The sequence below is a fragment of the Propioniciclava sp. MC1595 genome, assembly GCF_017569205.1.
Lineage (GTDB): Bacteria > Actinomycetota > Actinomycetes > Propionibacteriales > Propionibacteriaceae > Propioniciclava.
In genome coordinates this window covers 199,699-226,139 of record NZ_CP071870.1, presented here as the reverse complement: position 1 = coordinate 226,139, position 26,441 = coordinate 199,699, and the positions used below count along the sequence as shown (strand labels likewise).

General features: G+C 73.5%; 21 protein-coding genes and 1 pseudogene. 15 read left to right on the top strand and 7 right to left on the bottom strand.

Annotated elements, in window-relative coordinates; genetic code table 11:
- The 6 genes from J4N02_RS00965 (at nt 1) to J4N02_RS00940 (ending at nt 13,444) form a co-directional block, all read left to right on the top strand.
- A complete protein-coding gene (locus J4N02_RS00965) occupies nt 1–1,950 on the top strand; it encodes a DUF6049 family protein (protein WP_188333723.1) in 1,950 nt (649 codons plus the stop codon).
- On the top strand, nt 1,943–5,593 hold the full coding sequence (murJ, locus tag J4N02_RS00960; protein WP_188333724.1) for a murein biosynthesis integral membrane protein MurJ: 3,651 nt from the start codon (nt 1,943–1,945) through the stop codon (nt 5,591–5,593). Before J4N02_RS00965 ends, murJ begins: the two co-directional genes overlap by 8 nt.
- 85 nt (nt 5,594–5,678) lie before the next feature.
- A complete protein-coding gene (trxB, locus tag J4N02_RS00955) occupies nt 5,679–6,650 on the top strand; it encodes a thioredoxin-disulfide reductase (RefSeq protein WP_182817475.1) in 972 nt (323 codons plus the stop codon).
- 106 nt (nt 6,651–6,756) lie between these two features.
- Entirely contained in the window at nt 6,757–7,536 is a 780-nt protein-coding gene (locus J4N02_RS00950) for a HEAT repeat domain-containing protein (RefSeq protein WP_188333725.1), read from the top strand.
- 164 nt (nt 7,537–7,700) lie between these two features.
- Entirely contained in the window at nt 7,701–13,046 is a 5,346-nt protein-coding gene (locus J4N02_RS00945) for a DUF6531 domain-containing protein (RefSeq protein WP_188333726.1), read from the top strand.
- A complete protein-coding gene (locus J4N02_RS00940) occupies nt 13,043–13,444 on the top strand; it encodes a hypothetical protein (protein ID WP_182817471.1) in 402 nt (133 codons plus the stop codon). Before J4N02_RS00945 ends, J4N02_RS00940 begins: the two co-directional genes overlap by 4 nt.
- A 12-nt stretch (nt 13,445–13,456) precedes the next feature.
- On the opposite strand, the gene J4N02_RS00935 is transcribed toward J4N02_RS00940, so the two are convergent.
- Nucleotides 13,457–14,515, bottom strand: coding sequence for a HEAT repeat domain-containing protein (locus J4N02_RS00935; protein ID WP_188333727.1), 1,059 nt, complete (start codon nt 14,513–14,515; stop codon nt 13,457–13,459).
- 85 nt (nt 14,516–14,600) lie between these two features.
- Between J4N02_RS00935 and trxA the strand changes: the two genes are divergently transcribed.
- Nucleotides 14,601–14,918, top strand: coding sequence for a thioredoxin (gene trxA, locus J4N02_RS00930; RefSeq protein WP_188333728.1), 318 nt, complete (start codon nt 14,601–14,603; stop codon nt 14,916–14,918).
- Nucleotides 14,919–14,964: 46 nt separating this feature from the next.
- Here trxA and J4N02_RS00925 read toward each other — a convergent pair whose 3' ends face one another.
- On the bottom strand, nt 14,965–15,417 hold the full coding sequence (locus J4N02_RS00925) for a hypothetical protein (protein ID WP_182817467.1): 453 nt from the start codon (nt 15,415–15,417) through the stop codon (nt 14,965–14,967).
- Nucleotides 15,418–15,573: 156 nt separating this feature from the next.
- Between J4N02_RS00925 and J4N02_RS00920 the strand changes: the two genes are divergently transcribed.
- The 5 genes from J4N02_RS00920 to J4N02_RS00900 are packed head-to-tail and all read left to right on the top strand — an operon-like array spanning nt 15,574 to nt 19,037.
- Entirely contained in the window at nt 15,574–16,239 is a 666-nt protein-coding gene (locus J4N02_RS00920) for a hypothetical protein (RefSeq protein ID WP_188333729.1), read from the top strand.
- A complete protein-coding gene (locus tag J4N02_RS00915) occupies nt 16,236–17,207 on the top strand; it encodes a hypothetical protein (protein WP_188333730.1) in 972 nt (323 codons plus the stop codon). Before J4N02_RS00920 ends, J4N02_RS00915 begins: the two co-directional genes overlap by 4 nt.
- A gap of 10 nt (nt 17,208–17,217) precedes the next feature.
- Nucleotides 17,218–18,102, top strand: coding sequence for an alpha/beta hydrolase (locus J4N02_RS00910; RefSeq protein WP_188333731.1), 885 nt, complete (start codon nt 17,218–17,220; stop codon nt 18,100–18,102).
- A gap of 45 nt (nt 18,103–18,147) precedes the next feature.
- Nucleotides 18,148–18,471 (top strand): hypothetical protein, encoded by a 324-nt coding sequence (locus J4N02_RS00905; RefSeq protein WP_188333732.1) that lies wholly within the window; start codon nt 18,148–18,150, stop codon nt 18,469–18,471.
- Between the two features lie 23 nt (nt 18,472–18,494).
- On the top strand, nt 18,495–19,037 hold the full coding sequence (locus tag J4N02_RS00900; protein ID WP_188333733.1) for a GNAT family N-acetyltransferase: 543 nt from the start codon (nt 18,495–18,497) through the stop codon (nt 19,035–19,037).
- 55 nt (nt 19,038–19,092) lie between these two features.
- Here the strand turns inward: J4N02_RS00900 and J4N02_RS00895 are convergent, their stop codons facing one another.
- Entirely contained in the window at nt 19,093–20,787 is a 1,695-nt protein-coding gene (locus J4N02_RS00895) for a fumarate hydratase (protein WP_188333734.1), read from the bottom strand.
- Nucleotides 20,788–20,954: 167 nt separating this feature from the next.
- Between J4N02_RS00895 and J4N02_RS00890 the strand changes: the two genes are divergently transcribed.
- Genes J4N02_RS00890 through J4N02_RS00885 form a run of 3 tightly spaced genes read left to right on the top strand, consistent with a single transcriptional unit; the run spans nt 20,955 to nt 22,119 of the window.
- Entirely contained in the window at nt 20,955–21,821 is an 867-nt protein-coding gene (locus J4N02_RS00890) for a glycerophosphodiester phosphodiesterase family protein (protein ID WP_188333735.1), read from the top strand.
- Complete coding sequence (locus J4N02_RS17010) at nt 21,821–21,943, top strand: hypothetical protein (RefSeq protein ID WP_255437175.1); 123 nt, start codon at nt 21,821–21,823, stop codon at nt 21,941–21,943. Before J4N02_RS00890 ends, J4N02_RS17010 begins: the two co-directional genes overlap by 1 nt.
- The gene (locus J4N02_RS00885) at nt 21,940–22,119 is read left to right on the top strand and encodes a hypothetical protein (protein WP_182817457.1); all 180 of its coding nucleotides are present in this window, start codon (nt 21,940–21,942) and stop codon (nt 22,117–22,119) included. The genes J4N02_RS17010 and J4N02_RS00885 overlap by 4 nt, the downstream gene beginning before the upstream one ends.
- On the opposite strand, the gene J4N02_RS00880 is transcribed toward J4N02_RS00885, so the two are convergent.
- The 4 genes and pseudogenes from J4N02_RS00880 to J4N02_RS17265 all read right to left on the bottom strand — a co-directional run.
- Nucleotides 22,103–23,104 (bottom strand): AGE family epimerase/isomerase, encoded by a 1,002-nt coding sequence (locus J4N02_RS00880; protein WP_188333736.1) that lies wholly within the window; start codon nt 23,102–23,104, stop codon nt 22,103–22,105. The genes J4N02_RS00885 and J4N02_RS00880 overlap by 17 nt on opposite strands.
- A gap of 24 nt (nt 23,105–23,128) precedes the next feature.
- Nucleotides 23,129–24,937, bottom strand: a complete 1,809-nt coding sequence (locus J4N02_RS00875; RefSeq protein ID WP_208091059.1) for a glycoside hydrolase family 13 protein — start codon at nt 24,935–24,937, stop codon at nt 23,129–23,131.
- 22 nt (nt 24,938–24,959) lie between these two features.
- Entirely contained in the window at nt 24,960–25,775 is an 816-nt protein-coding gene (locus J4N02_RS00870; RefSeq protein ID WP_188333738.1) for an MGH1-like glycoside hydrolase domain-containing protein, read from the bottom strand.
- Nucleotides 25,776–25,792: 17 nt separating this feature from the next.
- Nucleotides 25,793–26,377 (bottom strand): annotated as a pseudogene (locus tag J4N02_RS17265) (MGH1-like glycoside hydrolase domain-containing protein); the annotation flags it as partial.
- Between the last annotated feature and the right edge of the window lie 64 nt (nt 26,378–26,441).

The following is a 26,441-nucleotide window of genomic DNA, read 5'->3' as shown; positions in this document are numbered from 1 at the left end:
GTGACTTCGCCCCGGCCCGGCCCCCGCCGCGCCCGGCTGGCTCCCCTGCTCGCCGCGCTCGCGCTGGCCGCCCCGCTGGCGGCCGCACCGGTCGACCCCGCGGTCGCCGCCGAGGAGCCCACGGCTCAGGTCACCCTCACGCGCGCCGACGTCACCGCGACGTCGGTCACCCTCACCGGCATGGTCACCAACACCGGCACCGTGCCCCTCACCGACATCCGGGTCGCCCTGTGGCGCTCGCCCGACCTGCTGCTCTCCCCCGAGGCGGTCGCGGGCGCGGTGACGGCCGGGACCACCACGCCGGGGACCGCCCGCGTGGTGGAGGAGACCAACCGCGATCGTCTCGGCGACGACCCCGCCCAGGAGGTCCCGCCGGGCGCGACGCTGCCGTTCACCGTGTCGGGCACGCGCGAGGCCCTCGGGCTGGTCCACGCCTCCGCCACGTGGTGGGCGGGGGTCGACGCGACCGCGCGGGCCGGCGGCCGGGCCCTGCAGCCGGTCGGCTCGGCGCGAACGCTCGTCTCGGCGTCCGAGACCCCCCTGCCGGTCGCCACGGTGGTCGAGCTGTCCGCTCCGCCGCGGCAGGTGAAGAAGGACCTCTTCATCGACGACGGGCTGCACACCGAGGTCGACGGCGGCCGCCTCGACGCCCTGCTGGACGCCGTGGAGGGCAGCGGGACCACTTGGGTCGTCGACCCCTCCCTCCTGGCCGAGCTCGAGGACATGGCCGACGGCTACCGCATCCGCACGGCCGACGGCACCGAGGCGGGCACGGGGGCGGACGCCGCGGCGGCTTGGCTGGGGCGGCTGCGGGCGCTGCCCACCGGCTCCGGTGCCGTGGAGCTGTTCGGCTCCCCCGACCTGCCGGCCCTGGCCGCCCTGCCCGCCGAGGTGCTGCGGACGGCGGTCTCCGCGGAGACCGACGCCAACGCGCCCGACGGGCTGGCCCGGGTCGCGGTCCTGGACCACCCCGACGCGAGCGGCCTGGCCCTCGCCGCCCAGCTCGGCGGCCACGTGGTGCTCCTCGACAGCGGCAACCCACACGTACACGTCCGCGCCGGCGAGGTCGACGCGCTCGTGGCGTCCGAGGAGACCCCCCTCGTCCCCTCCTCCGCCCTCCTGCCCGACACGGCGCTGAACCGGGCGGCCGTCCGGCTGGCGCTGGCCCGGGCCGCGGGCGGCGAGCTGCGCTGGGCCGACTCCCCCGAGGCGATCCCCGCCGACACCACCGCGCTCCCGCCCGGCCTCGTGCCGGCCACCCTGGCCGACCTGGCCGCGCTGCCCGCCCACGACTGGGCGCCCCCGCCCGCCCAGACCCCCGCGATCGGCGCCCTCGACGCGGGCGGCCTTGGCCGCGTCCTCGAGCTGCGCGACCGGATGGCCGCCTACGCCGCGGCCGCCCCGGCGTCCGGGGTCGGGGAGTACGTGGACGCCCAGACCGCACGCGCGGCGTCCCGCTGGTGGACCGGGGAGGCCGATGCCCAGTCCGCGTGGCTGACCAGCGTCGAGCAGCGCGTGGCACTCCCCCAGGGCGACCTGGTCACCCTCGACGCCTCCCCCCGCTTCACGATGACCGGCAGGACCTCCGAGTTCCCGGTGACGGTGACCAACCGGATCCAGGACCCGATCACCGTTCGGGTGGTGGCCAGCACCGACAACCCGCAGCGCATCCGGCTGCTGTCCCCCGACCCGGTGGAGATCCCGTCGGGGTCGGCCAGCACCGTGCTGGTGCCCGCCGAGTCGGCCGGTGGCGGCGTCGTCAGCGCGCGCGTCCACGTGGAGACGGCGGACGGCCATAGGCTGACACCCGACCGCGAGATCGCGGTCGAGACGACGAACGTCGGCACCATCGGGTGGGTCATCGTGATCGCGTCCGGGTTGGTGCTGGTGGTGACGACGGCCCACCGCATCCGGCAGGTGCGCCGACAGGGGAAGGGTGAGGATGGCTGACGGGACGGACAGGACGCCGCAGGCGGCGAGCCGGCGACTCCTCAACGCCACCGCACTCATGGCGGCCGGCACGCTGATCAGCCGGGTGCTCGGCTTCGTGAAGGCCGGCCTCCTCGTCATCGCCCTCGGTGCCACCACCGCCCAGGCCGACACCTACTCCGTCGCGACCGTCGTGCCCAACACCCTGTACATGCTCGTGGCCGGCGGGGCGTTGAACACCGTGCTCGTCCCCCAGATCGTGCGGCACGCCAAGAACGACGCCGACGGCGGCGAGGCCTTCATCAACCGGATCATGACCGCGTTCCTGGTGCTGCTGGTCGCGGTCACCGCGCTGTTCACGCTGGTCACGCCGCTCGTGATGAGCCTGTGGACCGAGGGCTCGTGGCGCGCCGCCGAGAACGCCGGCCACTGGGAACAGCTGGTGTTCATGGCGTTCCTGACCATGCCGCAGCTGTTCTTCTACGGGGCGTTCTTCCTCATCGGCCAGGTCCTCAACGCCCGCGACAACTTCGGCCCGATGATGTGGGCGCCGATCCTGAACAACATCGTGGCGATCTCGGTGCTCGGCATCTTCCTGGCCGTCTGGGGCACCAACACCAACCCCGACGTGCCGTTCAGCGACCAGCAGGTGCTACTGCTCGGCCTCGGCTCCACGCTGGGCATCATCGTGCAGACGCTCGCGCTGGTGCCGGCCATGCGCCGGATCGGGTTCCGGTACCGCCCGCGGTGGGACCTCAAGGGGCAGGGCCTCGGCGAGACCTTCCACCTCGCCAAGTGGATGCTCGGCTACGTCCTGCTCACCACCGTCGTGCAGATCGTCAACACCCGGCTCGGGTCGGGCGCGACGATGGGCGGCGACGGCACCGAGTCGGGCGCCGGCGTCACGGCCTACAACACCGCCTACCTGGTCTGGCTGCTGCCCCACTCCCTGCTGACCGTGTCGCTGGCCACGGCGATGCTGCCCAGCGCCTCGCGGCTGGCCGCCGCCCACGACATGCCGGGTGTCGCCGCCGAGACCACGCGCACCCTGCGCCTGGCCTTGACCTTCCTCGTGCCGGCCGCGGTCGGCTTCCTGGTGCTCGGTGTCCCGTTCAGCCGGCTGGCGTTCGGCCACGGCGCGGCCGAGGGCGGCTGGGTCGCCATCGGCTGGACGCTCGTGGCGCTCGCCCTGGCCCTGGTGCCGTACACGATCCAGTACGTCTACCTGCGCGGCTTCTACGCCCTCGAGGACACCCGGACGCCCTTCCTCATCCAGCTCGTCATCTCGGTGGTCAACGTGGGGGCCGCCTTCCTGTTCGTGGGGCTGGGCAGCGACCCGATGACCGTCGCGCCGCGCCTCGCGCTGGCCTACGGCCTGTCCTACCTGGTCGGGGCCTGGCTGACCCACCGGGCCCTGAAGGGACGACTGCCCCAGATGGCCGGCGGCGAGATCGTCCGCCACACGGTGCAGCTGCTGGTCGCCGTGCTGCCGGGCGCCGTGCTCGCCGGTCTGCTCGCCTGGTGGTCGAACGGCCGCGGCTACGCCGTCGTGCTGGGCGCCTTCGTGGGCGCGGTGGCCCTGGTGCTGCTCACCTTCTTCTTCGTCGCCAAGCGCCTGCACATCCGCGAGACCACCGAGCTGGCGAGCGTGCTGCGCCGCCGCGGCGGGGGTGCGGCCACCGCCGCGCCCGACGACGCAGCCCCGGTCTCGGCGGGGGACGCCGTGGAGGCCACCGCCGAACGCACCGAGTCGGCGCTGCTGGAGTACCCCGAGCCGGGCCGGCCGACCCCGGTCGCCGGCGGCGTGTACGCCGGCCCGCACAACGCGCCCGGGCACATCCTCGACCAGCGCTACCGTCTCGACGAGGCCCTCAACCGGCGCGGGTCCACGGTCACGTGGCGGGGCTGGGACCTCAACCTCTCCCGCCCGGTGCTGCTGCACGTCATGGACCCCAACGAGGGCCGCGTCCTCCAGATCCTCGACCAGGCCCGCCAGGCCGCGCCCGCCGTCGACGCCCGCTACCTGCGGGTCTGGGACGCCGTGCTCGACGAGTCCGGCGACCACGGCTCCTACATCGTGTGCGAGTACGCCCCCGGCCAGTCGCTGGAGCTGGCGCTGCGCCAGGGCGCCTTCACCGACGTCGAGGCGGCGTGGGTCGTCCGCGAGGTCGCGGCCGGCCTGGTCGCGATGCACGCCCAGGGGCTGCACCACCGCCAGCTGAACCCCGACACCGTGGTCGTCACGGCGTCCGGCAACGTGAAGATCGTCGGCTTCCTGGTCGAGTACGCGCTGCACCCGACCCCCGCCGCCGACGAGGACCCCGAGAAGGCCGACGTGCGCGCCCTCGGCGAGCTGCTGTACGCCGGGCTCACCGGGCACTGGCCCGGCCCGGCCCGCTACGGCCTGCGTGCGGCGCCCACCGACAGCAAGGGGCGTCCGGTGGTGCCCCGGCAGGTCAACAAGAAGGTGTCGCTGGAGCTGTCCGACATCGTCGACCGGATCCTGTCCCCGATCCCCCGCGGGCGGGCGACCCGGCTGGAGACGGCGTCCGACATCGCGGTGGCCCTGTCGGCCATCCTCGGCAGCGTCGACGGGTCGCACCTGCTCGAGGCGCGGCTGCGCTACCCGATCGAGCACGTCCGCATCACCGCACCCAAGCCGCCGCGCACCGACCTGCTGGCGTCCCCGCTGGCGGCCGGCGCGTTCGGCGCCACCCAGCTGAGCGAGCCCGTCGGCGCGACCGAGGTCGACCCCGACGACGCCACCGCCGCCCACGACCCGTTCGCCGCGCCGTCCGAGCCCCTGGCCGGGCTGGCCCCCCTCGAGGACGACCTCTCCGCCGACGACGAGCCCACCGGCGCGCTCCACTCCCGCGCCGACGACCGCCCGGCCTCGCCCTGGGGGCCGGCCTCCCCGACCGACGAGGTGCACGACCCCGACGCCGAGATCTCGACGCAGGCCTTCTGGCTCGACGACGTCGACGACGTCGAGGACGCCCCGCCCGCGGCCCCGTTCACCCCGATCCCGCCGCCGCGGTCGGCCGTCACCGTCTCGCAGCAGGCGCCCTCGCAGGACCCGCCGCGCCGCTGGCAGGCCCTGCTGCTCGGCCTGTTCGCGCTGGTCCTGGTGGCCTCGCTCGTGGGCGTGTTCGTGAACCAGTTCACCAAGTCGCGGGCCGTGCCGCCGACCCCGGACGCCCCCTATGCGCTCGTCTCTGCGCGCGACTTCGACCCGGCCGGCGACGGCGGCGACGGCGTCGAGAACCCCGACCAGGCCCGCTACGTGATGGACGGCGACCCCACCACCGCGTGGACCACCGAGCGCTACGGCCGCTCCGCCAACTTCAACGGGCGCAAGCCCGGCGCGGGCGTGGTGGTCGACCTCGGCGAGGTCAAGGAGGTCTCGTGGGTGACGGTGGACGTCGGCCCCGGCCCGACCACCGCCGACATCCGCGTGCCCGCCGACCCGATGGCGACCGAACCGCCGATGGAGTCGGAGTCGCAGTGGCGCCGCATCGACGGCTTCACCGCCTCCACGGGCGCGGTCCAGGTGAAGCTGGACGCCACGATCGAGACCCGTTGGCTGCTCGTCTACCTCACGGCGATGCCGCGGGACGGGGCCAACTACGTCGGGTCGATCCACGAGATCCGGGTCAGCCCCTGACGGAATACCCGGGGCGTCCAGACGGTTGCAGCTGACGTCGGCGCGGTCACTAGGCTGGTCGACGACCACGAGCGAAGAAGGAATCATGAGCGACGTCCGCGAAGTCATCATCATCGGGTCCGGCCCGGCCGGCTACACCGCCGCTGTCTACGCGGCCCGCGCCTCCCTGGCGCCGCTCGTGTTCACCGGCGCCGTCGACGCCGGCGGCGCCCTGATGAACACCACCGACGTGGAGAACTTCCCCGGCTTCCCCGAGGGCATCATGGGCCCCGACCTCATGATGAACATGAAGGCCCAGGCCGAACGCTTCGGCGCCGAACTCATCGACGACGACGTCACCGAGGTCGACCTCACCGGCCCGGTCAAGGTCGTCAAGGACTCCGACGGCACCGAGTACCGCGCCAAGGCCATCATCCTCGCCATGGGCTCGGGCTACCGCCGCCTCGGCGTCCCCGGCGAGGACAAACTGTCCGGCAAGGGCGTCTCGTGGTGCGCCACCTGCGACGGCTTCTTCTTCCGCAACAAGCCCATCGCCGTCATCGGCGGCGGCGACTCCGCCGTCGAGGAGGCCACCTTCCTGTCCCGCTTCGGCACCTCGGTCACCATGGTCCACCGCCGCGACGAACTGCGCGCCTCCAAGATCATGGCCGCTCGCGCCGAGGCCGACCCCAAGGTCGACTTCGCCTGGAACTCGGTGGTCGAGTCCATCAACGGCGAGAACACCGTCGAGTCGATCACCCTGCGCGACACCGTCACCGGCCAGACCCGCGACCTCGAGGTCCAGGGCGTGTTCGTCGCCATCGGCCACGACCCCCGCTCCGAACTCGTCAAGGGCCAGGTCGACCTGGACGCCGAGGGCTACGTCCTGGTCCAGCCCGGCAGCACCGCCACCAGCGTGGCCGGCGTCTTCGCCGCCGGCGACCTCGTCGACCACACCTACCGCCAGGCAATCACCGCCGCCGGCACCGGCTGCTCGGCCGCCCTCGACGCCGAACGCTACCTCGCCTCCCTCGCCGACGCGGTCCTCACCGACAAGGCCTTCGCCCGGGCGGAGTGACCGCCGAACCGCAGCAGCCCGCGTCCCCACGGACGCGGGCTGTCGCACGATTTGAGTCTCACGCGACGTGAGGGTTTAGCGTCGTGACCACAGGAGGTGGACATCCATGACCAACCACACCATTGACCAGTTGCTCGCGATCCTCGACGCCCCCACCCAGGCGGGCACGAGCGGGATGCGCACCGAGACCGAGCGTCGCCAGGCGGCGATGAACCTCGGCATGATCAAGGACCCGGCCGTCGTCCCCGGCCTGCTGCAGCGCCTGCGCGCCGAGACGCCGGGCTGCGGCGTCCACGAGACGCTGACCTGGGCGACCGTGCAGCACATCGACACGGCGCTGCCCGAGGTCCTCGCGATGCTGACCGACGCCGACCCGCACCTGCGGCGCACCGGCGCGCACATCCTCAGCAAGGTGGGCGACCCCGCGCACCTCGACGCCCTGACGCCGCTCGTGGCCGACGAGGACGTCGACGTGGCCCTCAAGGCCTACCGCGCGGTGGCCCACTCGGGCGCCGAGCAGGCCGACAAGGCGCTGGACGCCCTGGCCGGACGCCTCGGTGACGGCGACGCCCTCCAGCGCGACGCCCTGACCGCGGCGTTCCACCGCTTCGGCGAGGCGGCCGTCCCGGCCCTGACCGCGGCGCTGTCCGACACCGACGCCGAGGTGCGCGAGCACGCGGCCGACGCCCTCGGCCACCTGGGCGAGGAGGCCGCCACGGCGTCCGAGGCCCTGGCCACGCTGGCCACCGACGAGGTGGACGCCGTGCGCCTGGCCGCGGTCTCCGCGCTCGGCCAGCTCGGCGAGGCCGCCGGCCCCGCCCTCGAGCGGCTGGCGGCCTCCGGCGACCCGATCGTCGCAGCCGTCGCGAGGCGGTTCCTGGGCTGATCCCCGGTCTCACCACCCTGAGGCGCCCCGTACCCCCACCGGGTACGGGGCGCTTCGTTCACCGGCGCCCGAGCGGGGAGTCCTCCCCTGTGGATCGCGGTCGGCGGCCGCGGCGCAGCTGTTAGCGTGGACGGGCCACCACCCCCCACCGACGAGGTTCCCCCATGACCGACCCGCTCCACGGCACCGCCGAGGACGTCCGCTTCGACCACGTCGCGTCCGCCGACCTGGCGCGCACCTGCCGCAACGCCGCGACCTCCATCGAGAACCAGGCCGGCTCGCGCGCCTCGTGGGTCCAGCACGGGCTGGTCGACTTCGCCGGCTACTACTCCCAGGTGTTCAGCGAGAACGGGCGCATCCAGGCGGCTGACGCGGGTGGGCTGGTCATCGCCCTGCGCAACGTGGCGACGGCAGCCGAGTACCTCGCCGGGTCGGCGACCAAGGAGCAGGAGCGCCGCGAGACCGCCCGGGCGTGGAAGCACCGGCGCGACAACCGCAACGCCCTCGACCACATCCACGACTTCTTCATGGGCGAGGAGGACCCGCCCTTCGGGCCGCCCGACCCGCCCGAGCCGCAGTACCCGCCGATCCCGGCCGTCGCGCCGCGCACCGCCCCGACCTCGGGGTCGTCCTCGAGCGGCACCTCGTCGGCCCGCCCCGGCCACCTGCGCACGTTCGCCGACAACTCCGAGGGCGCCAACGACTCGCTGTCGAGCTACACCACCTCCCTGCGCACGGCGCTGGACGCCTTCACCTCCGGCTGCGGGTGGGGCACCCTGTCGGCCGAGGGCGTCCTGAGAGCGTTCGGCTCCTACCTCACCGCCAACGGCAACGACGTCACGTGGGCCCGCGCCGTGGCCGCCGCCTTCGAGGAGGCGGGCGACGGCAGCATCGTGACGCTGTCCAACGCGAGCATCACCGCCGCGCTGCAGGCCGGCGGCGTCAGCGCCGAGCGCACCCCCCTCGAGATCGAGCCCCCGCAGGCCTTCGGCGCCCCGCCGACCACCGGCTACTCCGACGACCCGGTGAACACGGCGACGGGCAACTTCCTCGAGCCCGAGGCCGACCTCACGTTCCCGGGCGCGGCGTCGTCCCTGCGCCTCACCCGCATGTACAACGCGATGGACGACTCGACCGGCGCGTTCGGCCCCGGCTGGTCGTCGTGGACCGAGGCCGGTCTCGTCTTCGACGACGACGCCGCGTGGTGGGTGCTCGCCGACGGCCGGCGCGTGCTGTTCCCGCGCCAGGGCTCCGGCTGGGCGCGCGCGACCACCGAGGCGTACTGGCTGGACGCCGCGGCCGACGGCCACGTCGTCACCGACAACCGGGGCGGCCGGTGGCGCTTCGACAACGCCGGACGCCTGGTCGAGACGGCGCGCGGCGCCGGCACCGCCGTCACCCTGGAGTGGTCGGGCACCCGCCTGGCCGCGATGGTCCACGAGCGCGGGCGCCGCATCGACCTCGACTGGGCCGACGACCGGGTCGTGCGCGCGGCGTCCGACGACGGCCGGCAGGTCACCTACGACTACGACGACGCGGGCCGCCTGGTCGCCGTCACCTCCCCCGGCGGCACCCGCCGCTACGCCTGGAACGACGCCGGCCTCATCGCGACCGTGACCGACGCCGACGGCGTGGTCGAGGTCGACAACACCTACGACGAGCACGGCCGCGTGGTCGCGCAGGTCTCCCGGTTCGGGCGCACCTCGCGCTACTCCTACCTGCCCGGCCGGGTGACGGTCGTCTCCGACCCCGACGGAACCCGCGCGAACACGTGGCTGCACGACGCGAAGGGCCGCCTCGTGGGGGTCGTGGACGCCCTCGGCCACCGCCAGTCGATGGCCTACGACGGCCACGGGCACCTCGTGATGGTGACCGCCCGCGACGGGTCGTTGACCGTCGCCGAGCACGACGAGCGCGGGCGGGAGGTCACCCGAGCGCTGCCGTCGGGCGCGCGCGTCGAGACCCGCTGGGACGAGCTCGACCGCGTCACCGAGGTCGCCGTCGTGTCCGGCGACCAGCGGGCGACCACCCGCTACGAGTACGCCGGCGACGACCGCAACCCCAGCACCTGGGTCGACCCCGAGGGCGGCACGACCCGCCTGGCGTGGGCCGGCAACCTCCTCACCTCGGTCACCGACCCGACCGGCGTGCGGCTGGAGTTCACCCACGACGCCCGGGGCGACCTGGTCGCGGTGACCGACGCTGACGGCGCGACCGCCCGCATCGAGCGCGACGCCCTCGGCCTCCCCACGGCCGCGGTCACTCCCGAGGGGCACCGCACCACCTTCGCCCACGACGAGCGGGGCATCCTCGTCTCCCGCACCGACCCCGACGGCGGCACCTGGCGCTTCGAGCACACGGCGGGCGGGCGCCTCGTCGCGACCGTCGACCCGCTCGGCCACCGCACCGAGCGCACCCTCAGCCAGCACGGCGAGGCCACCGCGGTCACCGACGCCCTGGGCCTGACGACCGCCCGCACCCTCGACGACCTCGGGCTCATCAGCGCCCTCACCCTGCCCGACGGGAGCCGCTGGGAGTACGCCCACGACGCGCTCTCCCGCCTGGTCGCCACCACCGACCCCGAGGGCAACACGTGGCGCGCCGAGTTCGACGAGCAGGGGCTCCCCACGGCGCTCATCGACCCGACCGGCCGCGCGATGCGGGCCACGGCGTCCGGGTCGACGCTGACCATCGGCCCCGACGGTGTCGACGGCTCCACGTCGGTCACGACCGACCAGCTCGGCCGCATCGTCTCCACGCAGGCCCCCGACGGCGGCCACCGGCTGACCCGGTACGACCGCTGCGGCCGGCCCGTCGAGTTCGTCGACCCCACCGGAGGCGTCACCGCGCTGCGCCGCGACGCCGCCGGGCGGGTGCTGCAGCTGACCCGACCCGACGGCTCCACGACGACGTACGCCTACGACCGCTGCGGCCGACTGTCCACGCTCACCGACGCCGCCGGCTCGACGTGGCGCTTCGCCTACGACAAGGCCGGACGCCTCGCGGTCGAGACCGACCCCACCGGCGCCGACACCCGCCTGGAGTGGGACGCCTGCGGTCGCCTCGCCGCCCGCACCGCCCCCGACCACGGCCGCACGGCCTGGGAGTACGACCTCGCCGGGCGCGTGGTCGCGATCAGGGACGCCCGGTTCGGCCGCCGCCGCTTCACGTGGGACGCCGCGGGGCGGGTCACCGCGGTCACCGACGCGTTGGGCCGCACCACGACGCACACCTACGACGCGCTCGGCCGGGTCGTCGCCACGACCGACCCGCTGGGCCACACCACCCACCGGTCGTGGACGCCCCTGGGCCGGCTCGCCTCCCAGACCGACGCCCTCGGCCGCGAACTGACGGCGGGCTACGACGGCGCCGGGCGCCAGCTGTGGCAGCGCAACGCCACCGGGGAGCACCTGGCCTGGACCCACGACGCCGCCGGGCGCCCCGAGTCCGCGTCGGTCGACGGGCGCACCGTGGCCGCCTTCGTCCGCGACCCGGCGACGCGCACGGTGACGGTGTTCGACCGCACCGACCCCGACCGCGAGGTCACGCACACCCTGGTGTGGGACGCCGCCGGCCACCTCGTCGAGCGCACGCGCGACGGGCGCGGCGTCCGGTGGACGCGGGACGCCCTCGGCCGCGTCACCGCCCTGACCACCCCGGCCGGCACCACCCACATCGAGCGGGACGCCCTCGGTCGCCCGGTCGCCATTGATGCCCCGCACGCCGGGCGCGTGCAGGTCGACCACGACGCGGCCGGCCGGCTGGTCGGCGCCCGCACCACCGACGGCGAACAGTCCTGGCGCTGGGCCGACGGCCACGTGGTCGCGCACACCCTGCGCTCCGGTGCCGGCACCGCCACCACCACGGTGACCCGCGACGCCGACGGGCGCATCACCGCCCTCGACCGCGACGGGGACACGACCGCCTTCGAGCACGACGCCGCCGGGCAGCTCCTCGCCGCCCGCTCGGCCGAGCACGAGCGCACCTGGGTGTGGGACGCGGCCGGGCGGCTGGCGTCCGAGACCGCCGACGGGGCCACGGTCGAGCACGAACACGACGCCGCTGGCCAGCTGCTGGCCACGCGCTCGAGCGCCGGCGAGACCCGGTACACCCACGACGCCGCCGGACGCCGCACCGGCCAGCACGGCCCCGACGGCGACCTCCGGCTGACGTGGAGCGCCCTCGGCTGGCTCACCGGCATCACCGGCCCGGCCGGCGCCACCCGGGTGCACGTGGACGCCCTCGGCGAGCTCGCCCGCCTCGACGACGCCGAGCTGTTCTGGGACACCCCCTCCCCCACCCCGCACCCCGTCGCCGTCGGCGACCGCCCGGTCACGGTGGCGCCGGGCGCGACCGCGGTCGGCGACGACTGGCTGGCCGCGGGCTGGCGTCCCGGGCGCGGCACGGGCAGCGACCCGTGGGCGGCGCTGCTCGGCCCGGCGGTCGGCGGCGGCACTGCTCTCGGCCCGGTCGGCCTGCTGGCCGTCGACGGGCTGGAGTGGCTCGGCGCCCGGCCGTACGACCCGGCCACGCGGTCGTTCCTGGCCGTCGACCCGCGCGACCCGGTGCCGGGCAGCGCGTGGGCGTCCAACCCGTACTCGTACGCGGGCAACGACCCGCTGCACGCGCTCGACCCGCTGGGCCTCTCGCCGGTCTCGGACGCCGACCTGCAGGCGTACGCGGCCGCCAACGGCGCCGGCTTCTTCGCCGCTGCCGGGGAGTGGCTGTCGGACAACTGGCAGGGCGCCCTCATGGTCGTCGCCGGAGCGGCCCTCATGTTCACCCCGCTCGGGCCGACCCTGGGCGTCGGCCTCATCAGCGCGGGCGGCAACGCCATCATCCAGCAGGCGACGACCGGCGAGGTGAACTGGGGCCAGGTCGCCCTGTCCGGCGTGCTCGGCGCCGCGGGCGGCGGGTTCGCCAGCTGGGCGAGCGCGGCGTCCACGGGCGGCACCGCGGCCCTGCGCACCGCCGTGCTCGTCAACGGCGGGGTGGGCGGCGCCAGCGGTGGCATCTCCTATGCGGTGACCACCGACAACTTCACCTGGCAGGGGCTCGCCGCCTCCGTCTCCGGCGGGATCGTCGCCGGCAGCGTCGGCGGCGCCGCAGGTCCGGCGGGCGGCACGATCGCCCGCACGGTGTTCGGGCAGTCCTCGACCGGGGCGCTGGCCATCGGCACGTCTGCCGTGATCAACGGCATGGGCAGCTCGGCGGGCAACCTCACCAGCCAGATGATCGCCAACCCGGGCGAACCCATCAACTGGGCGTCGGTGGGCGTGAGCGGTGCCTTCAGCACCACCACCAGCGTGGTGACCTCGCAGAGCTGGTACCCGGTCGGGCAGTCGACGGGCACGAGCACGCTCAGCCAGATGTCCTACTTCGGCACCCGCACCCCGCAGGGACTGGTGAACTTCGGCGCCCCCAACACCCAGGCCATCTGGGGCGGCGTCTCCTCGGGCACCGTGATCGGCATCGCCGAGAACCCGCTGCAGGACCTGGTGACGCCGTGACGCGGCCGCGCACCACCCGTGCCCAGCGCGACGCATACCAGCGGCGGGTCCTCAGCCTCGTGGTGGGCGGGCTCGCGACGCTCGGGGGCGTCGCGTGGCCGCTGTGGCTGGGACTCCCCCCGGCCGACGTGCTCACGCGCGCCGGGCTCGCCCTGCTGGCCGGGGTCGTCGTCATGCTGCTCCCGCGCGGGTGGCCCCAGGCGCTGGGCGGGTTCCTCGCGATCCTCGCGATCGTGGCGCTCCGGGCCCGTGGCCTGCCCGCCACGGAGACGGCCGCGATGCACGCCGCGGCCCTGTTGCCCTTCGCCGGGGGTCTCAACCTCGGCGGGCTGGCCGTCGGGGCGCGCCCGCGCACGCGAAAGGGATCGCCCAGGGCCCAGGCCCCCGACCCGGACTGAGTGCGCCGGCACTCACGGCGCGAGGCGCCGGGCCACCGCCCCGGTGCGCCCCTCCGCACCCCGCACCGACACGATCGCTGCCGCGGCCTCGGCACCGCCGATCGCACCCAGCGCCATCAGCGCGGTGATGCGCACGTCCTCCTCGGGGTCGGCCAGCAGCCCGGCGAGCCCGGGCACGGAGCGTTCGTCGGCCAGCGCCCCCAGCACCTCGGCCGCATCGGCGCGCGCGGTGGCCGACGCCGATCCCAGCCGCCCCAGCACGGCCTCCACCGCCGCCGCACCGAGGCCACCGAGCGCGGTGACCACCGTGGCGCGGACCCCCGAGGCGCCCGAGCCGAGCATGCCCGTCAGGGCCGCCACGGCGTCCGGGCCGCCGACCTGGCCCAGGCCGAACGCGGCCTTGGCGGCCACCTCTGGCTCGTCGCCCAGCAGGCCCACCAGCGCCGGCACCGCCGCCGGGTCGGCCATCTTGCCCAGCACGTGGGCGAACTGGCGCCGCACCGCGGGGTCGTCGTCGGCGAGGCCGGCCACCACGGCGTCCAGCGCCTCGGGGCCGTGCTGCACGATCGCCCAGGTCACCACCTCGCGCACGCCCGGCTCGGGCTCGCCGCGCAGCACGTCGAGCAGGTCGGCCAGGGGTGCGGCGGTGGGCGCCTCGAGCGCCGCCCTGAACCGCACCCACGCGTCGGGGTGGCGCAGCCGCTCGGTCAGGGCGATGGCGTCGAGCACCTCCTCCCAGCTCCCCGAGGCCTCGCGGAGGCGGTGCAGGCGGTCGAGCAGCTCCTGCTCGGCGGCGATGCGGCCCTCGACCAGGGCCACGTGGCGCTCCAGGGCCTGGGACGCGTCGAAGCCCGGGTCGTCCAGGGCCCGGCCGATCTCGTCCAGGCCCATGCCGAGCGACTTGAGGTGCTGGATGGCGAGGAGCCGGTCGAGGTCCTCCGGGGCGTAGAGCCGGTAGTCACCGCCCGAGCGGCCCGACGGGACGAGCAGCCCCAGGTCGTCGTAGTGGCGCAGGGTGCGGTGCGTGAGCCCGGTCCGGCGGGCGACCTCCCCGATGCGCAGCCACTCCATGGCCGCAGGGTACGCCGAAACAAACCGTCGGCGTCCGGCGTTAGCATGGAGGCCGTTGCCGATTCCCTGATCCGAGGAGCCACCCATGGTCGCCGCCGTCACCGACGCCACCTTCGCCGAGGATGTCCTGAAGTCCACCAAGCCGGTGCTGGTCGACTACTGGGCCGACTGGTGCACCCCCTGCAAGCAGATCGCCCCGATCATCGAGGAGCTCGACCGCGAGTACGGCGACAAGATCACGTTCCTGAAGCTCGACACCAACGACAACCCGAGCACCCCGATGCAGTACGGGATCATGAGCATCCCCACCCTGCAGCTGTTCGTGAACGGCGAGGTCGTGCAGTCGCTGACCGGCAGCAAGAGCAAGGGCGCGATCGTCAAGGCGCTGGGCGAGTACCTCTGACCTGACCCGGGCCACCCCGACCGACGACCGACGGGCCGTCATCGCCTCACAGGGCGGTGGCGGCCCTTCGCTTGCGCGCGACGGTGGTCGGACGCCCGGGCAGGCCGTGGCGGGCGATGCGGTCGATGCGCAGGCACAGGGCCACGTGCAGGCCGACCGAGACCAGGAAGGCCGTGACGATCGACGTGGTCGTGCCCCAGGTGAAGGCGGCGGCGCTGGCGCCGACGGAGACGAGGGCGAGCACGGCCAGCGCGATGCTGGGCAGGTCACGCATCCACGGGCCCCCGAGCAACGCCAGGTGCACGACGAACAGGACCCAGGCGGCGATGATCATGACCGCGGCGACCAGCTGCACCGGGTGCAGGGAGAAAAGCCAGCGGGTGGACGCGAAGCCCGGCGCAGCGAACGAGGAACCGGGGATGAGCGCGAACAGGCCCACACCGGCGAGGGTGAGGACGAGCCACCGGGCCATGGCGTCCAGTGCGGTGGGGTTGCGCATGACAGAAGTCTAAGAATTCCCTGTGATTCCGAAAGGGGGAACACTCCCCGGCTGACGGAAATCAGCCTGTCGATGGAGGGTTCAGCCCGGATTTTCAGACTTAAGTACCACTCAGGAAACGCGGGCGCTCCCTGCCGGACCGGGCATGATGCTTCCGTGCTCGATGCGCTCGCCGCCACGCTGACGCTCGTGGTGGACGTCCTGACCCGCGACGCCACCGTCGCGCGGAGCCTGGCCTCCGACCCGCCGCTGGCCGGCGCCTTCGGCGTGGCCCTGCTGGCGTGGGCCTCGACGGGCATCGCCCACACGAGCGTGCTGTACCTCAACCACGTCGGGCGAGTCCGCGCGGTGGTGGCCGGAGTCGCCGGCCTCGTCTGGCTCACCTTGCTCCGGGTGCTGGAGGCCTTCGTCACGTGGGGCGTCGCCACCCTCGTCACGCGCCGCGACGTCCCGGTCGAGACGGTCGTCACGATCTTCCTGCTCGCCCTGGCCCCGCAGGTCTTCGCGGCCCTCACCTTCCTCCCCCACGTCGGCCTCGGCCTGGGCCGGGTGCTCGGCGCCTGGTCGTTCCTCGTGCTGTTCCTGCTCCTCGGCGCCGCCTACGCGCTCCCCGCCTGGCAGGCGCTGCTCGTGGCGGCGTCCGGGTGGCTCGTCGCCCAACTCGTGAGCCGCCTGCTGGCCGCCCCGCTGGGCTGGCTGGGCTCGCGGCTGTGGACCCTCGCGTCCGGCCAGCCCGTCCTGGTCAGCAGCCGCGACATCCTGGCCGGCACGCCGTTCATCCCGGTCGGTGCTCCCGAGCAGGTCCGGGAGGTCGGCCGATGACCTGGGGGACGTGGCTCCTCGGCGGGGCGCTCGCGCTGCTCGTGGCGTTCGCGCTGCTCGCGCCGCTGGAGTCCCTGCGCTGGTGGGCCACCCGCGGCGCCGTCGAGACCCGGCGCACGTTCGCGCGCGTGGGCGCACCCGCGCCGCGGGCGTCCGGCCCGTTGCCCGACCGGTTCGTCGTGTACCTGTCGGGGGTCGGCGTGGTCTCCGGCGACGGGCTGAGCCTGCGCGAGCGCGCCGTTCTGGACGCCGTGGCCGCGGCCCTGCCCGGCGTGCGGGTGCTGGCCGACGTGTTCCCCTACTCGGTGGAGAACCGCAGCCTCGTGCAGCGCGCCACCCGCTGGCTGTGGACGCGCCTCGACCGCCTGCGCCGCGCCCGCCGCGAGAGCCTCACCCCGAAGCTGATCAACGTCCGCAACATCCTGCAGGTGCTGGTCTCGGCCGACCCGCGCTACGGGCCGACGTTCAACGCGGGGCTGGCCCAGCAGGTCGTCCGGTCCCTCGACCGCGCCGGGTGGGCGCCCGGGTGCGGGGTGCCGGTCACCCTCATCGGGTTCAGCGGGGGTGCGCAGATGGCGCTCGGGGCGTCCACGATGCTCAGCCTGATGGGCATGCGCGTCTCAGTCGTGTCGATCGGCGGGGTGTTCGGCGACGACCCGGGCCTGGAGCACGTCGAGCACCTGTGGGACATCCGCGGCTCGCGCGACCTCTCCCGCAAGCTGGGGCCGCTGGTGTTCCCGGGGCGGTGGCCGTTCGCCAAGGGATCGGCCTGGCACCACGCGGTCGCCGACGGCCGGGTCACCGTCCTCGACGGCGGGCCGGTGCACCACGACGGGCGGGGCGCCTACTTCGAGGGCCGGCGTCCGGGACCCGACGGGGTGGTGCCCGCCGAGCGCACGGTGGGCCTGCTGGTCGAGATCCTCGGTGCGGGGACGCCGAGCGCCGCCTCCCCTCGCCAGCCGGACTAGTCTCAGCGACATGCGCCGCCGCCTCACCACCGCCCTCGGATCGCTCGCCACCGGGACCGCGTTGGGCGCCATCGGCGTGGCCGGCTACACCGCGTGGAGCCTCAACGGGCCCCGGCGTCCGTGGCCCGGCTACGCGTTCACCCCGTTCGAGGTGCGCGCCGACGCCGAGGACGTGCGCTTCGCGGCCGCCGACGGGGTGCAACTGGCTGGCTGGTGGATGGACGCCCCCGGCTCCGACACCGTCGTCATCTGCGCCCACGGCCACCGGGGCACCAAGTCGGACATGCTCGGCATCGGCTCGGGCCTGTGGCGGGCCGGGCACACGGTGCTGATGTTCGACTTCCGCGGCAACGGGGACTCCGGTGACGGGCCGCAGTCGCTGTCCCACCACGAGCAAGCCGACCTGCGGGCGGCGATCGACCTCGCGGTGCGCCGGCGCCCCGACGCCCGCATCGCCGTGGTCGGCTTCTCGATGGGCGCCTCGACCGCCATCCTCGAGGGGGCGTCCGACCCGCGCGTGGCCGCGTTCGTGCTCGACTCGCCGTTCGCCACCATGGGCGACGTCGTGGCCGCCAACTACCGCCGCTACCGCCTGCCGTCCCAGCCGATCGTGCCGCTCGCCGACCTGGTCAACCGGCTGCGCTACGGGTACTCCTACGCGCAGGTGCGGCCACTCGACGCCATCGAGGGGCTCGCCCCGCGCCCGGTCTTGCTGCTGCACGGCACCCGCGACCGCGTCATCCCGTACGCGCACGCCGAGCAACTCGCGGACGCCGCGGGTCCGGCCTGCACGCTGGTCACCTTCCCCGGCGCGGACCACTGCGAGGCCTACTTCACCGACCGGCCCGGTTACATCGCCCGTGTGGACGCCTTCCTGCGGTCCGCCCTGGGGTGAGAACACCCCTTGAATCCGGCGTCCGGCCTTGTCAGGCTGGGGCGCATGAGCATCGACGCGAACGACGGCAGCTACGACGGCATCGAGGGCCAGGACGCGGTCGAGGCCGCCGACGCCAACCGCCCCTACGGCGAGGTGACGGCCGAGGACCTGGACACGCGTGAGCTCGTGTACGACGGCGCCGACGCGGCGACGATGGTCCCCGACGACCCGGCCACGCCCGTGGACGCGGCCTTCCACACCGACGACATGGCGACCGAGGAGTCCATCGAGGAGCGCCTCGCGCAGGAGCAGCCCGACCCGGCCGCCGAGGTGGCCTACGGCGAGGAGGTCGACGCCGACGAGGTCGAGGCCGACCTCGAGGCCTGACCCCCCTGCTCGGGATCCTGCCCATGTCGTCCCCCGACGGGACCCCCACCAAGGGCGTCCTGCTGCGCCCACTCGAGCCCGGCGACGCGCCGGTGATGGCGGCATGGGGCGACGACCTGTTGTTCTGCGACGAGGCCGGCTGGTCGCGTGACCTCGACCCGGCCGAGCGCCGCGAGCGCTGGGCCGCGCTCGTCGCGGACCCGCCCGCCGACCTGCTCCGCCTGACCGCGGTCTCAGGCGGCGAGGTGGTCGGCTACGTCGACCTGCACGGTTCCGAACCCGGACGCCGCGAGCTCGGCTACCTCGTCGGCGGGCGCGCACGCTTCGGGAAGGGCCTCGGCACCGCCATGGCCCGGCAGGGGCTGGACCACGCCTTCGGCGTCCTCGGTCTGGACGAGGTGTGGGCCGAGGCCGCGGACGCCAACCCCGCCTCCGTGCGCATCCTGCAGCGGCTCGGCATGACCGAGACCGGGCGCGGGGGCGACACCTGGCACCTGGACCGGCGCACCTTCCACCGCCAGTTCGCGATCACGCGGGCAGAGTGGGAATCGCCGGGTGTGTCCTGACGCGAACGGCCGGGCCGACACCCACAGGGTGCCGACCCGGCCGCAGCGAACCGGATCAGGCCTTCTTCTGCACCTGCAGCAGCACGGGCTTGGTGACCTCGGCGAAGAAGTCGTTGCCCTTGTCGTCGACGACGATGAAGGCCGGGAAGTCCTCGACCTCGATCCTCCAGACGGCCTCCATGCCGAGCTCGGGGTACTCCAGCACCTCGACCGACTTGATGCAATCCTGCGCGAGGCGGGCGGCCGGCCCACCGATCGAGCCGAGGTAGAAACCACCGTGCGCGGCGCACGCGTCCGTCACCGCCTGGGAGCGGTTGCCCTTGGCCAGCATGACCTTCGAGCCGCCCGCGGCCTGGAACTGCTCGACGTAGGAGTCCATGCGACCGGCGGTCGTCGGGCCGAACGAGCCGGACGCCATGCCCGCGGGGGTCTTGGCCGGGCCGGCGTAGTACACCGGGTGGTCCTTGAGGTACTGCGGCATCTCCTCGCCGGCGTCCAGGCGCTCCTTGATCTTGGCGTGCGCGATGTCGCGGGCCACGACCACGGTGCCGGTCAGCTGCACGCGGGTCTTCACCGGGTGCTTGCTGAGCTCGGCGAGGATCTCCTCCATCGGCTGGCCGAGGTCGATCTTGACCGCGGCGCCCTTGCCGGTGCCGGTGATGCCGTGGGAGTCGGCGTCCAGGTCCTCGTCGACCACGTCGGGCATGTACTTGGCCGGCTCGGTCTCGAGCTGCTCGATGAACGCGCCCTCGGGCGTGATCTTGGCCAGGCACTGGCGGTCGGCCGAGCAGGACACCGCGATGGCTACCGGCAGCGACGCACCGTGGCGCGGCAGGCGGATCACGCGCACGTCGTGGCAGAAGTACTTGCCGCCGAACTGGGCGCCGATGCCGAAGTCCTGCGTCAGCTTGAGCACCTTCTGTTCGAACTCGACGTCGCGGAAGCCGTGCGCCGAGATCGAACCCGAGGTGGGCAGCGTGTCGAGGTACTTCGCGGAGGCGTACTTGGCGGTCTTGAGCGCGAACTCGGCCGAGGTGCCGCCGACCACGATCGCGAGGTGGTACGGCGGGCACGCCGCGGTGCCGAGCGCGCGGAGCTTCTCGTCGAGGAAGCGCATCATCGCGGCCTCGTTCAGGACGGCCTTGGTCTCCTGGAACAGGTAGCTCTTGTTGGCCGAGCCGCCGCCCTTGGCCATGAACAGGAACTTGTAGGTGTTCTCGTGGCCGGGCGCGGTGTCGGCGTACAGCTCGATCTGCGCGGGCAGGTTGGAGCCGGTGTTCTTCTCCTCCCACATGGTGATGGGGGCGTTCTGCGAGTAGCGCAGGTTGAGCTTGGTGTAGGCGTCGTAGATGCCCTTGCTCAGCGGCCTCTCGTCGGTTCCCTCGGTGAGGATCTGCTGGCCGCGCTTGCCCATGACGATCGCGGTGCCCGTGTCCTGGCACATCGGCAGGACGCCGCCGGCCGCGATGTTGGCGTTCTTCAGCAGGTCGAGCGCCACGAACTTGTCGTTGTCGGACGCCTCGGGGTCGTCCATGATCTTCCGCAGCTGGGACAGGTGCGCCGGGCGGAGGTAGTGGGCGATGTCGTGCATGGCGACCTCGGCCAGCTTCTCGAACACCTCGGGCGCGATCTTGAGGAACGTGCGGCCGTCGGGTCCCTCGACGGTCTCGATGCCTTCCTTGGTGACGAGCCGGTAGGGCGTCTCGTCAGCACCGATCGGAAGCATGTCTTCGTAGAGGAACTCAGCCATTTCCACTCCTTCGTCGCAGGCCCTCACCATCTTTCCACGAAACCCCTTCCGAACGCCTGCCGCGGTGATCGGCCACCCCGACCTCCCGAATCGGCACGCCCGCACGTAGACTGGAGGACGGTCACCCCGATCCCCCCGGGAAAGTGACCGTGACAAGGAGTGTCACTTTGTTCGGAGCCGATATCCACGCCGAGACCAACGGCCTGCTCAACCGCCTCGTCGAGGCCCACCGCCCGCTGGTGGTGTCGCACGGCGGTGTCAGCACCAGCACGGTCCCGTCGAACACGACACTCGCCGCGCGCGCGGCCCTGCTGTCGGGCGCCGACATCATCAAGATCGACGTCTCCAGCAGCGTCGACCACGTCTTCTTCGCATTCCACGACGGCTTCGAGAACGAGTTCCTCGGGGTGGACCGCAACATCCAGACCATGACCGCCGGCGAGATCGGCGAGCTGTCCTACCACTGGAAGGACCGCCCGCTGCGCCGCAGCCGGGTCGAGCGCCTGACCGCGCTGCTCGGGGAATTCCGGGGGCGTCCGTTCATGTTCGCGCTCGACCGCTCGTGGTGGCGGTGGCCGACCCTGCTGCGCGTGCTCGACGGCCTCGGCATGGCCGAGCAGGTCCTGCTCAAGGTGCCGGCGTGGGAGGCCCAGGCGCTGGAGAAGCTGCGCCAGCACCGCACCAAGTACCCGGTCCTGGCGATCTGCTACACCCTCGACGAGGTCCGGGCGCTGCCGATCCACGACGACGAGATCAACCTCGTCGGGGTCGAGCTGATCGCCCACGACGACGACTCGCCGTGGTTCGACGACAGCGTCATGGAGCAGCTGCACCGCGACCACCTGCTCACCTGGGTGAACTCCGAGACCCTCACCACCGGCATCCCCCTGTTCGCCGGGAACGACGACGAGAAGGCTGTCGCCGAGAGCCCGTCCGCGGCTTGGTCACGCCTGTTCGACCTCGGGGTGGACGCCGTGCAGACCGAGCTGCCCTGGCTGCTGGACCACCTGCGCTCGCGCCGGGAGCGGCCCTGATGGCCGGCGGCGGCACCGACTGGTTCAAGATCTTCGCGATCGTGGCGGGTGTGGTGGCCGGGTTGGCCATGCTCGGCGGGCTCGCGCTGGTGTTGGCGGCCTTCTTCTGGGTCGGCGCGTGAGCGACCACGAGCGCCTCGACGTCCCCGAGGAGCTGCGCCCCCACCCGTTCGAGGACGACGCCCCGCCGCGCCGCAGCGTCGGCGTCCGGGTCGCGGTCGTCGTCGTGGTGCTGGCGCTGATCCTGATGACCGTCGGCGTCTGGATCGTCCAGTCGGGGATCATCTTCCCGATGTGAGCGCGGCCGCGAGCCCCTGGTCGAGCGAGAGCCGGGGGTACAGCGTCGCCTGGAACACGTGGTACAGGTCGGGCTTGCCGTCCCAGGTGACCAGCACGGGCCGTCCGTCACCGTCGACCTCGGAGTGCCACCCACCCCGCTCGTGGTCGACGAAGTGGGCCTGCGCCTGCTGCCAGACCCGGCCGTACAGCTCCTGCCAGCGGTCCTCGCCGGTGGCCAGCACGAGCGCGTGCAGCGCACCGGTCGCCTCGGCCATCGGCCAGAAGAAGCGTGCGTCGACGACCGGTGTCCCATCCCAGTCGACGGTGTAGACGAAGCCGGGCTCGTGCCAGCCGTCGGCGAACGCGCCCTCGACGAGCGTGCGGGCGGCGTCGAGCAGCCACTCCTGGCCCGTGATGCCGTACAACTGCAGGTCGAGCTTGGCCCACTCCAGCCAGTGCCCGACCCTCGACCCGTACGGCCGGAACGGGTGGTTCGGCACCTCCCGGTTGTAGTCCCGCACGGGCGTCCAGCCTTGGTCGAAGTGCTCCACGAGCCGGTACTCCCCGGACGCCGCGGGCCCCGACAGCCGCCGGGCCAGCCGCAGCGCCCGGTCGAGGAAGACGTCGTCACCGAAGGCCTCGTACGCGGCGAGGTAGGCCTCGGTCAGGTGCATGTTGCCGTTGAGCCCGCGGTAGGGGTCGGGATTGGCGAAGGTCCGGTCGAGCGAGTCGAGGCCCGCGCCGTCGGCCTCCACCCAGTAGTGCCGGTCGATGAGTTCGGACGCCTCGCGGGCCAGTCGCTCCCCCTCGGCGAACCCGGCCTGGGCGACGCTGCTGCCGGCCAGCAGGACGTGCGCGTGCCCGTACAGCTCCTTGCGGTCGTCGACCCCGTCGGGCATGACCGCGTTGAACCACCCGCCGTGCTCGTCGTCGTGGCCGGGGCCGTCAGAGCAGGGCGATCCGACGCCCGCGTCCTGACCCCACACGAGAGCGACCCGCGGCACTACGCCGGGGGTCGCTGTCGCGTGTCACCAGACCCAGACGGCGATGCCCCCGCGCTCGGCCTCCATCACGACCTGGTTGCCCTCGACCCGGATCCCGCTGCCGAGCGCCAGGCGGCCGGACTCGATGCCCGGCAGCAGCGCCGTCGGAACGGTCTTCTGCCCGGTCGCCTCGCGAGCGGCGACCACCAGCGCCGACCCCTGCCGCGACTCACGCACGAACGCGACGGCGTCCTCCGTCGCCCCGATCCAGCGCAGACCGCCGTGGCGGAGGGCGTGCGAGTCGCGCCGCAGCGCGCCCAGCTCGCGCACTGCCTGGAGGGTGCCGGTCGCCCACGTCTCCTCGGCCTGCCACGGGAAGGGGCGGCGCCCGTACTCGCCGGTCTCACCGACCAGACCGATCTCGTCGCCGTAGTAGACCATCGGCACGCCGGGCAGCGTGTGGGCCAGGCCCAGCGCGGCGATGGCGCGACCCTCGTCGCCCACCCGCCAGCGGATCCGACCCGTGTCGTGGCTGCCCACGATGTTGAAGGACGCCGTCGTCACGGCCCAGGGGACCTGCGCCATGAACTCCGCCATCGTCTCGATCATCGCCGGTCCGTCGATCGACGGCAGCAGCCGCGTCACCGAGAAGTGGGCGTCCTCGGCATTGGTCGAAGGCCGCTCGAGCCAGCCCCACACGGGCCGGGAGAACGCTGCGTAGTTCATGGCGCCGTGCCAGGTGCTGCCGTCGACGTCGTGGTGGAGGTCGTAGAAGTGCTCGGCCACCAGCCAGCGGTCGCCCTCGGCGTCGACGGCGGCGCGGGTCCGCGCGGCGACCTCGCGGTTGAGGTCGATCCCGCCCAGGCGGCCGGTCATGTTGGCCACGTCGATGCGCCACCCGTCGAGCCCGAACCGTAGCCAGCGTCGGATTACGCCATCCTCGCCGTAGAGGTGCTCGGTGAGCCCGGGCGAGGCGTGGTTGAGCTTGGGCAGCGACTTGAACCCGAGCCAGCAGGCGTAGCCGGGGTACTCGTCGGTCCAGTAGTAGAAGTCGCGCTCGGGGGCGTTCCCATCGTTCTGCGCGGCGAGGAACCACTCGTGCGTCGCGCCGGTGTGGTTGGCGGTGAAGTCGCCCATCACCCGGATGCCGCGGGCGTGGCAGGCGTCGATGAGCCGGCGCATGGCGTCGTCGCCGCCCAGCAGGTCGTCGATCCGGTCGAACGTGCTGGCGTTGTAGCGGTGGTTGGTGTCGGCCGGGAACGCGGGTGTGAGGTAGAGCACGGTCGCGCCCAGCGAGGCGATGTGGTCGAGGCGCTCGATGATGCCGTCGAGGTCGCCGCCGTAGATCTGGCGGTGTTGCTGCTGGTCGTAGGTGCGCAGCGGCTCGTCCCAGCGGGCGCCATGTGCCCACTCGGGAGTCGGCCGCACGTCGGCGCGGGCGCTGCGCGCGAACCGGTCGGGGAAGACCTGGTAGACGACGGCGTCGGCCACCCAGGCGGGCGCGGCGGTGGTGATGAGGCGGAAGTCGGCCGCGTCGGTGACGTCTCGACGGTGGACGCCGGAGCCGTTCAGCCAAGCGGTGCCGCCGTCGGCCATGACGAGGAACCAGCGGTACTGGAGGGTCAGGTTGTCCACCAGCACCCGGGCGGCCCACCACTCGTCGGGCCCGGGCCCGTCGGTGGGCGCGGCTGCGACGAACGCCGCCTCGCCGTCGTGCATGTGCCGCAGGTGCACCGCTGCCACCTGGCCGGCGGGCACGCGCACGCGCAGTTCGACGGTGTCGCCCCGGTGGGGGTGGGGGTCCGAGACGTAGAGCTCGGAGGGGTCGTGGTGGGGCTGGCCGAGGAAGGTCACGGCGACCACCCTAGACCGGGGCTCAGGAGTGGGCCACCGCCAGATCGACGGTCAGCGCGGCGGACCATCCGAACACCGTCGTGGCCCTCGGGGGCTTGACCCCGGTGTCGGGGCGGAAGTACTCGTTGGGTCCTTGCGCCGCGACCAGTTCGAGGGTCGCGCGCTCAAGGCGTTCGGCCTTGTCGATCAGCCCTTGGCGGCGAAGCCCCTGCGCGACGAGCCAGTTGGTGTTGACCCAGACGGGGCCGCGCCACATCCGGGTCTCGGAGAAGTCGGGGTCGCGCACGGCCACGGTCGGGAGCGGATGCGCGGTCGCGAACCTGGTCGGGTCCTCGATGGCTGCGACGATGCCGTCCACGAGGTGCGGCGGCAGGCCGTCGGCCAGCAGCGGCATGAGCGAGACGATGGCCTCGGAGGCGACGACGTCGCCCGCCTCGCCGACGCTGGGGAAGAACTCCCCGTTCCACGACTCGATGAGGGCCGCCAGCTCGGCATCGGCGCGGGCGGTACAGCGCTCGGCCTCCGCGTCGCGGCCGCGCTCGCGCAGCCAGCCGGCCATGAGCCGGTCCGCCAAGACGAGGTAGGCCGACAGGTCGGGGGAGACGAGGATCGCCTCGTGGTCGAAGATCGGGGAGTCGTCCAGGCCTGACGAGTAGGGGTGCAGGTAGGCGGGGCGGCCGGCCGGGGCCGAGTCGCGGTACCACCACTCCTGCGCCGCCAGCATCGTGGCGAGGAACTCGTCGACGACCGACTGGTCACCCATGAGGGCCACGGCCAGCGCCGTGAGCGGCGGCTTGGTGAGGGGGACGGCGGTGTGGGCGAGGCTGGGGGAGGCCATCGCACGGAGATTCTCGAGGTCGCCCGGGGGGGGAGGTCGTCGGAGGAGGCGAGGATGCCGTCCTCGTGCACGACGTCGGGCAGTTGGCCGGAGGTGCTGGGGTGGGCGAGCGCGATGCGCAGCTGCTCGCGGGCGAGGCCGGGATCGCCGTGGCGCAACCCGATCGCCATGAAGTAGGCGTCCCACTGCCACAGGCCCACGTAGCCGATCTTCGAGGGCACGACGGCGCGGTTCAGCCCGGCTGGGGCGTCGAGGACGAGGGTGTTCACCCCGAGGGTCCACCACGCGAAGCGGGTCACGTCGCGCCACCGTGGGTCGACGGCGGGGCAACGCGCCAGCCACTCCGCAAGGTCGGCGATCACGCCGGCAGGTGGTTCGGCGGGGTGGATGAAGGATGCCTCGCCGAGCGCCGGGCCGGGCACGTGATCCACGGACCAGCCGTCGGGCAGACCGACGGCGTGGCCGTCGTTGCCGATCCAGTGGTAGCCGCCCTCGGCGCGGCACACCTCGGGGGCGTAGAAGTCGAGCAGCTGCGTGCGGTGGTCCTCCAGCCACGCGAGGTGGGCGGGGTCGCCCCACGTGGCGATCGGTGCGGTCGACATCGGTGTCCTCCTTGGCACGCACTGTCTCACACCGGCGTGTTCCCGTTGCGGCGGCGGACGACCA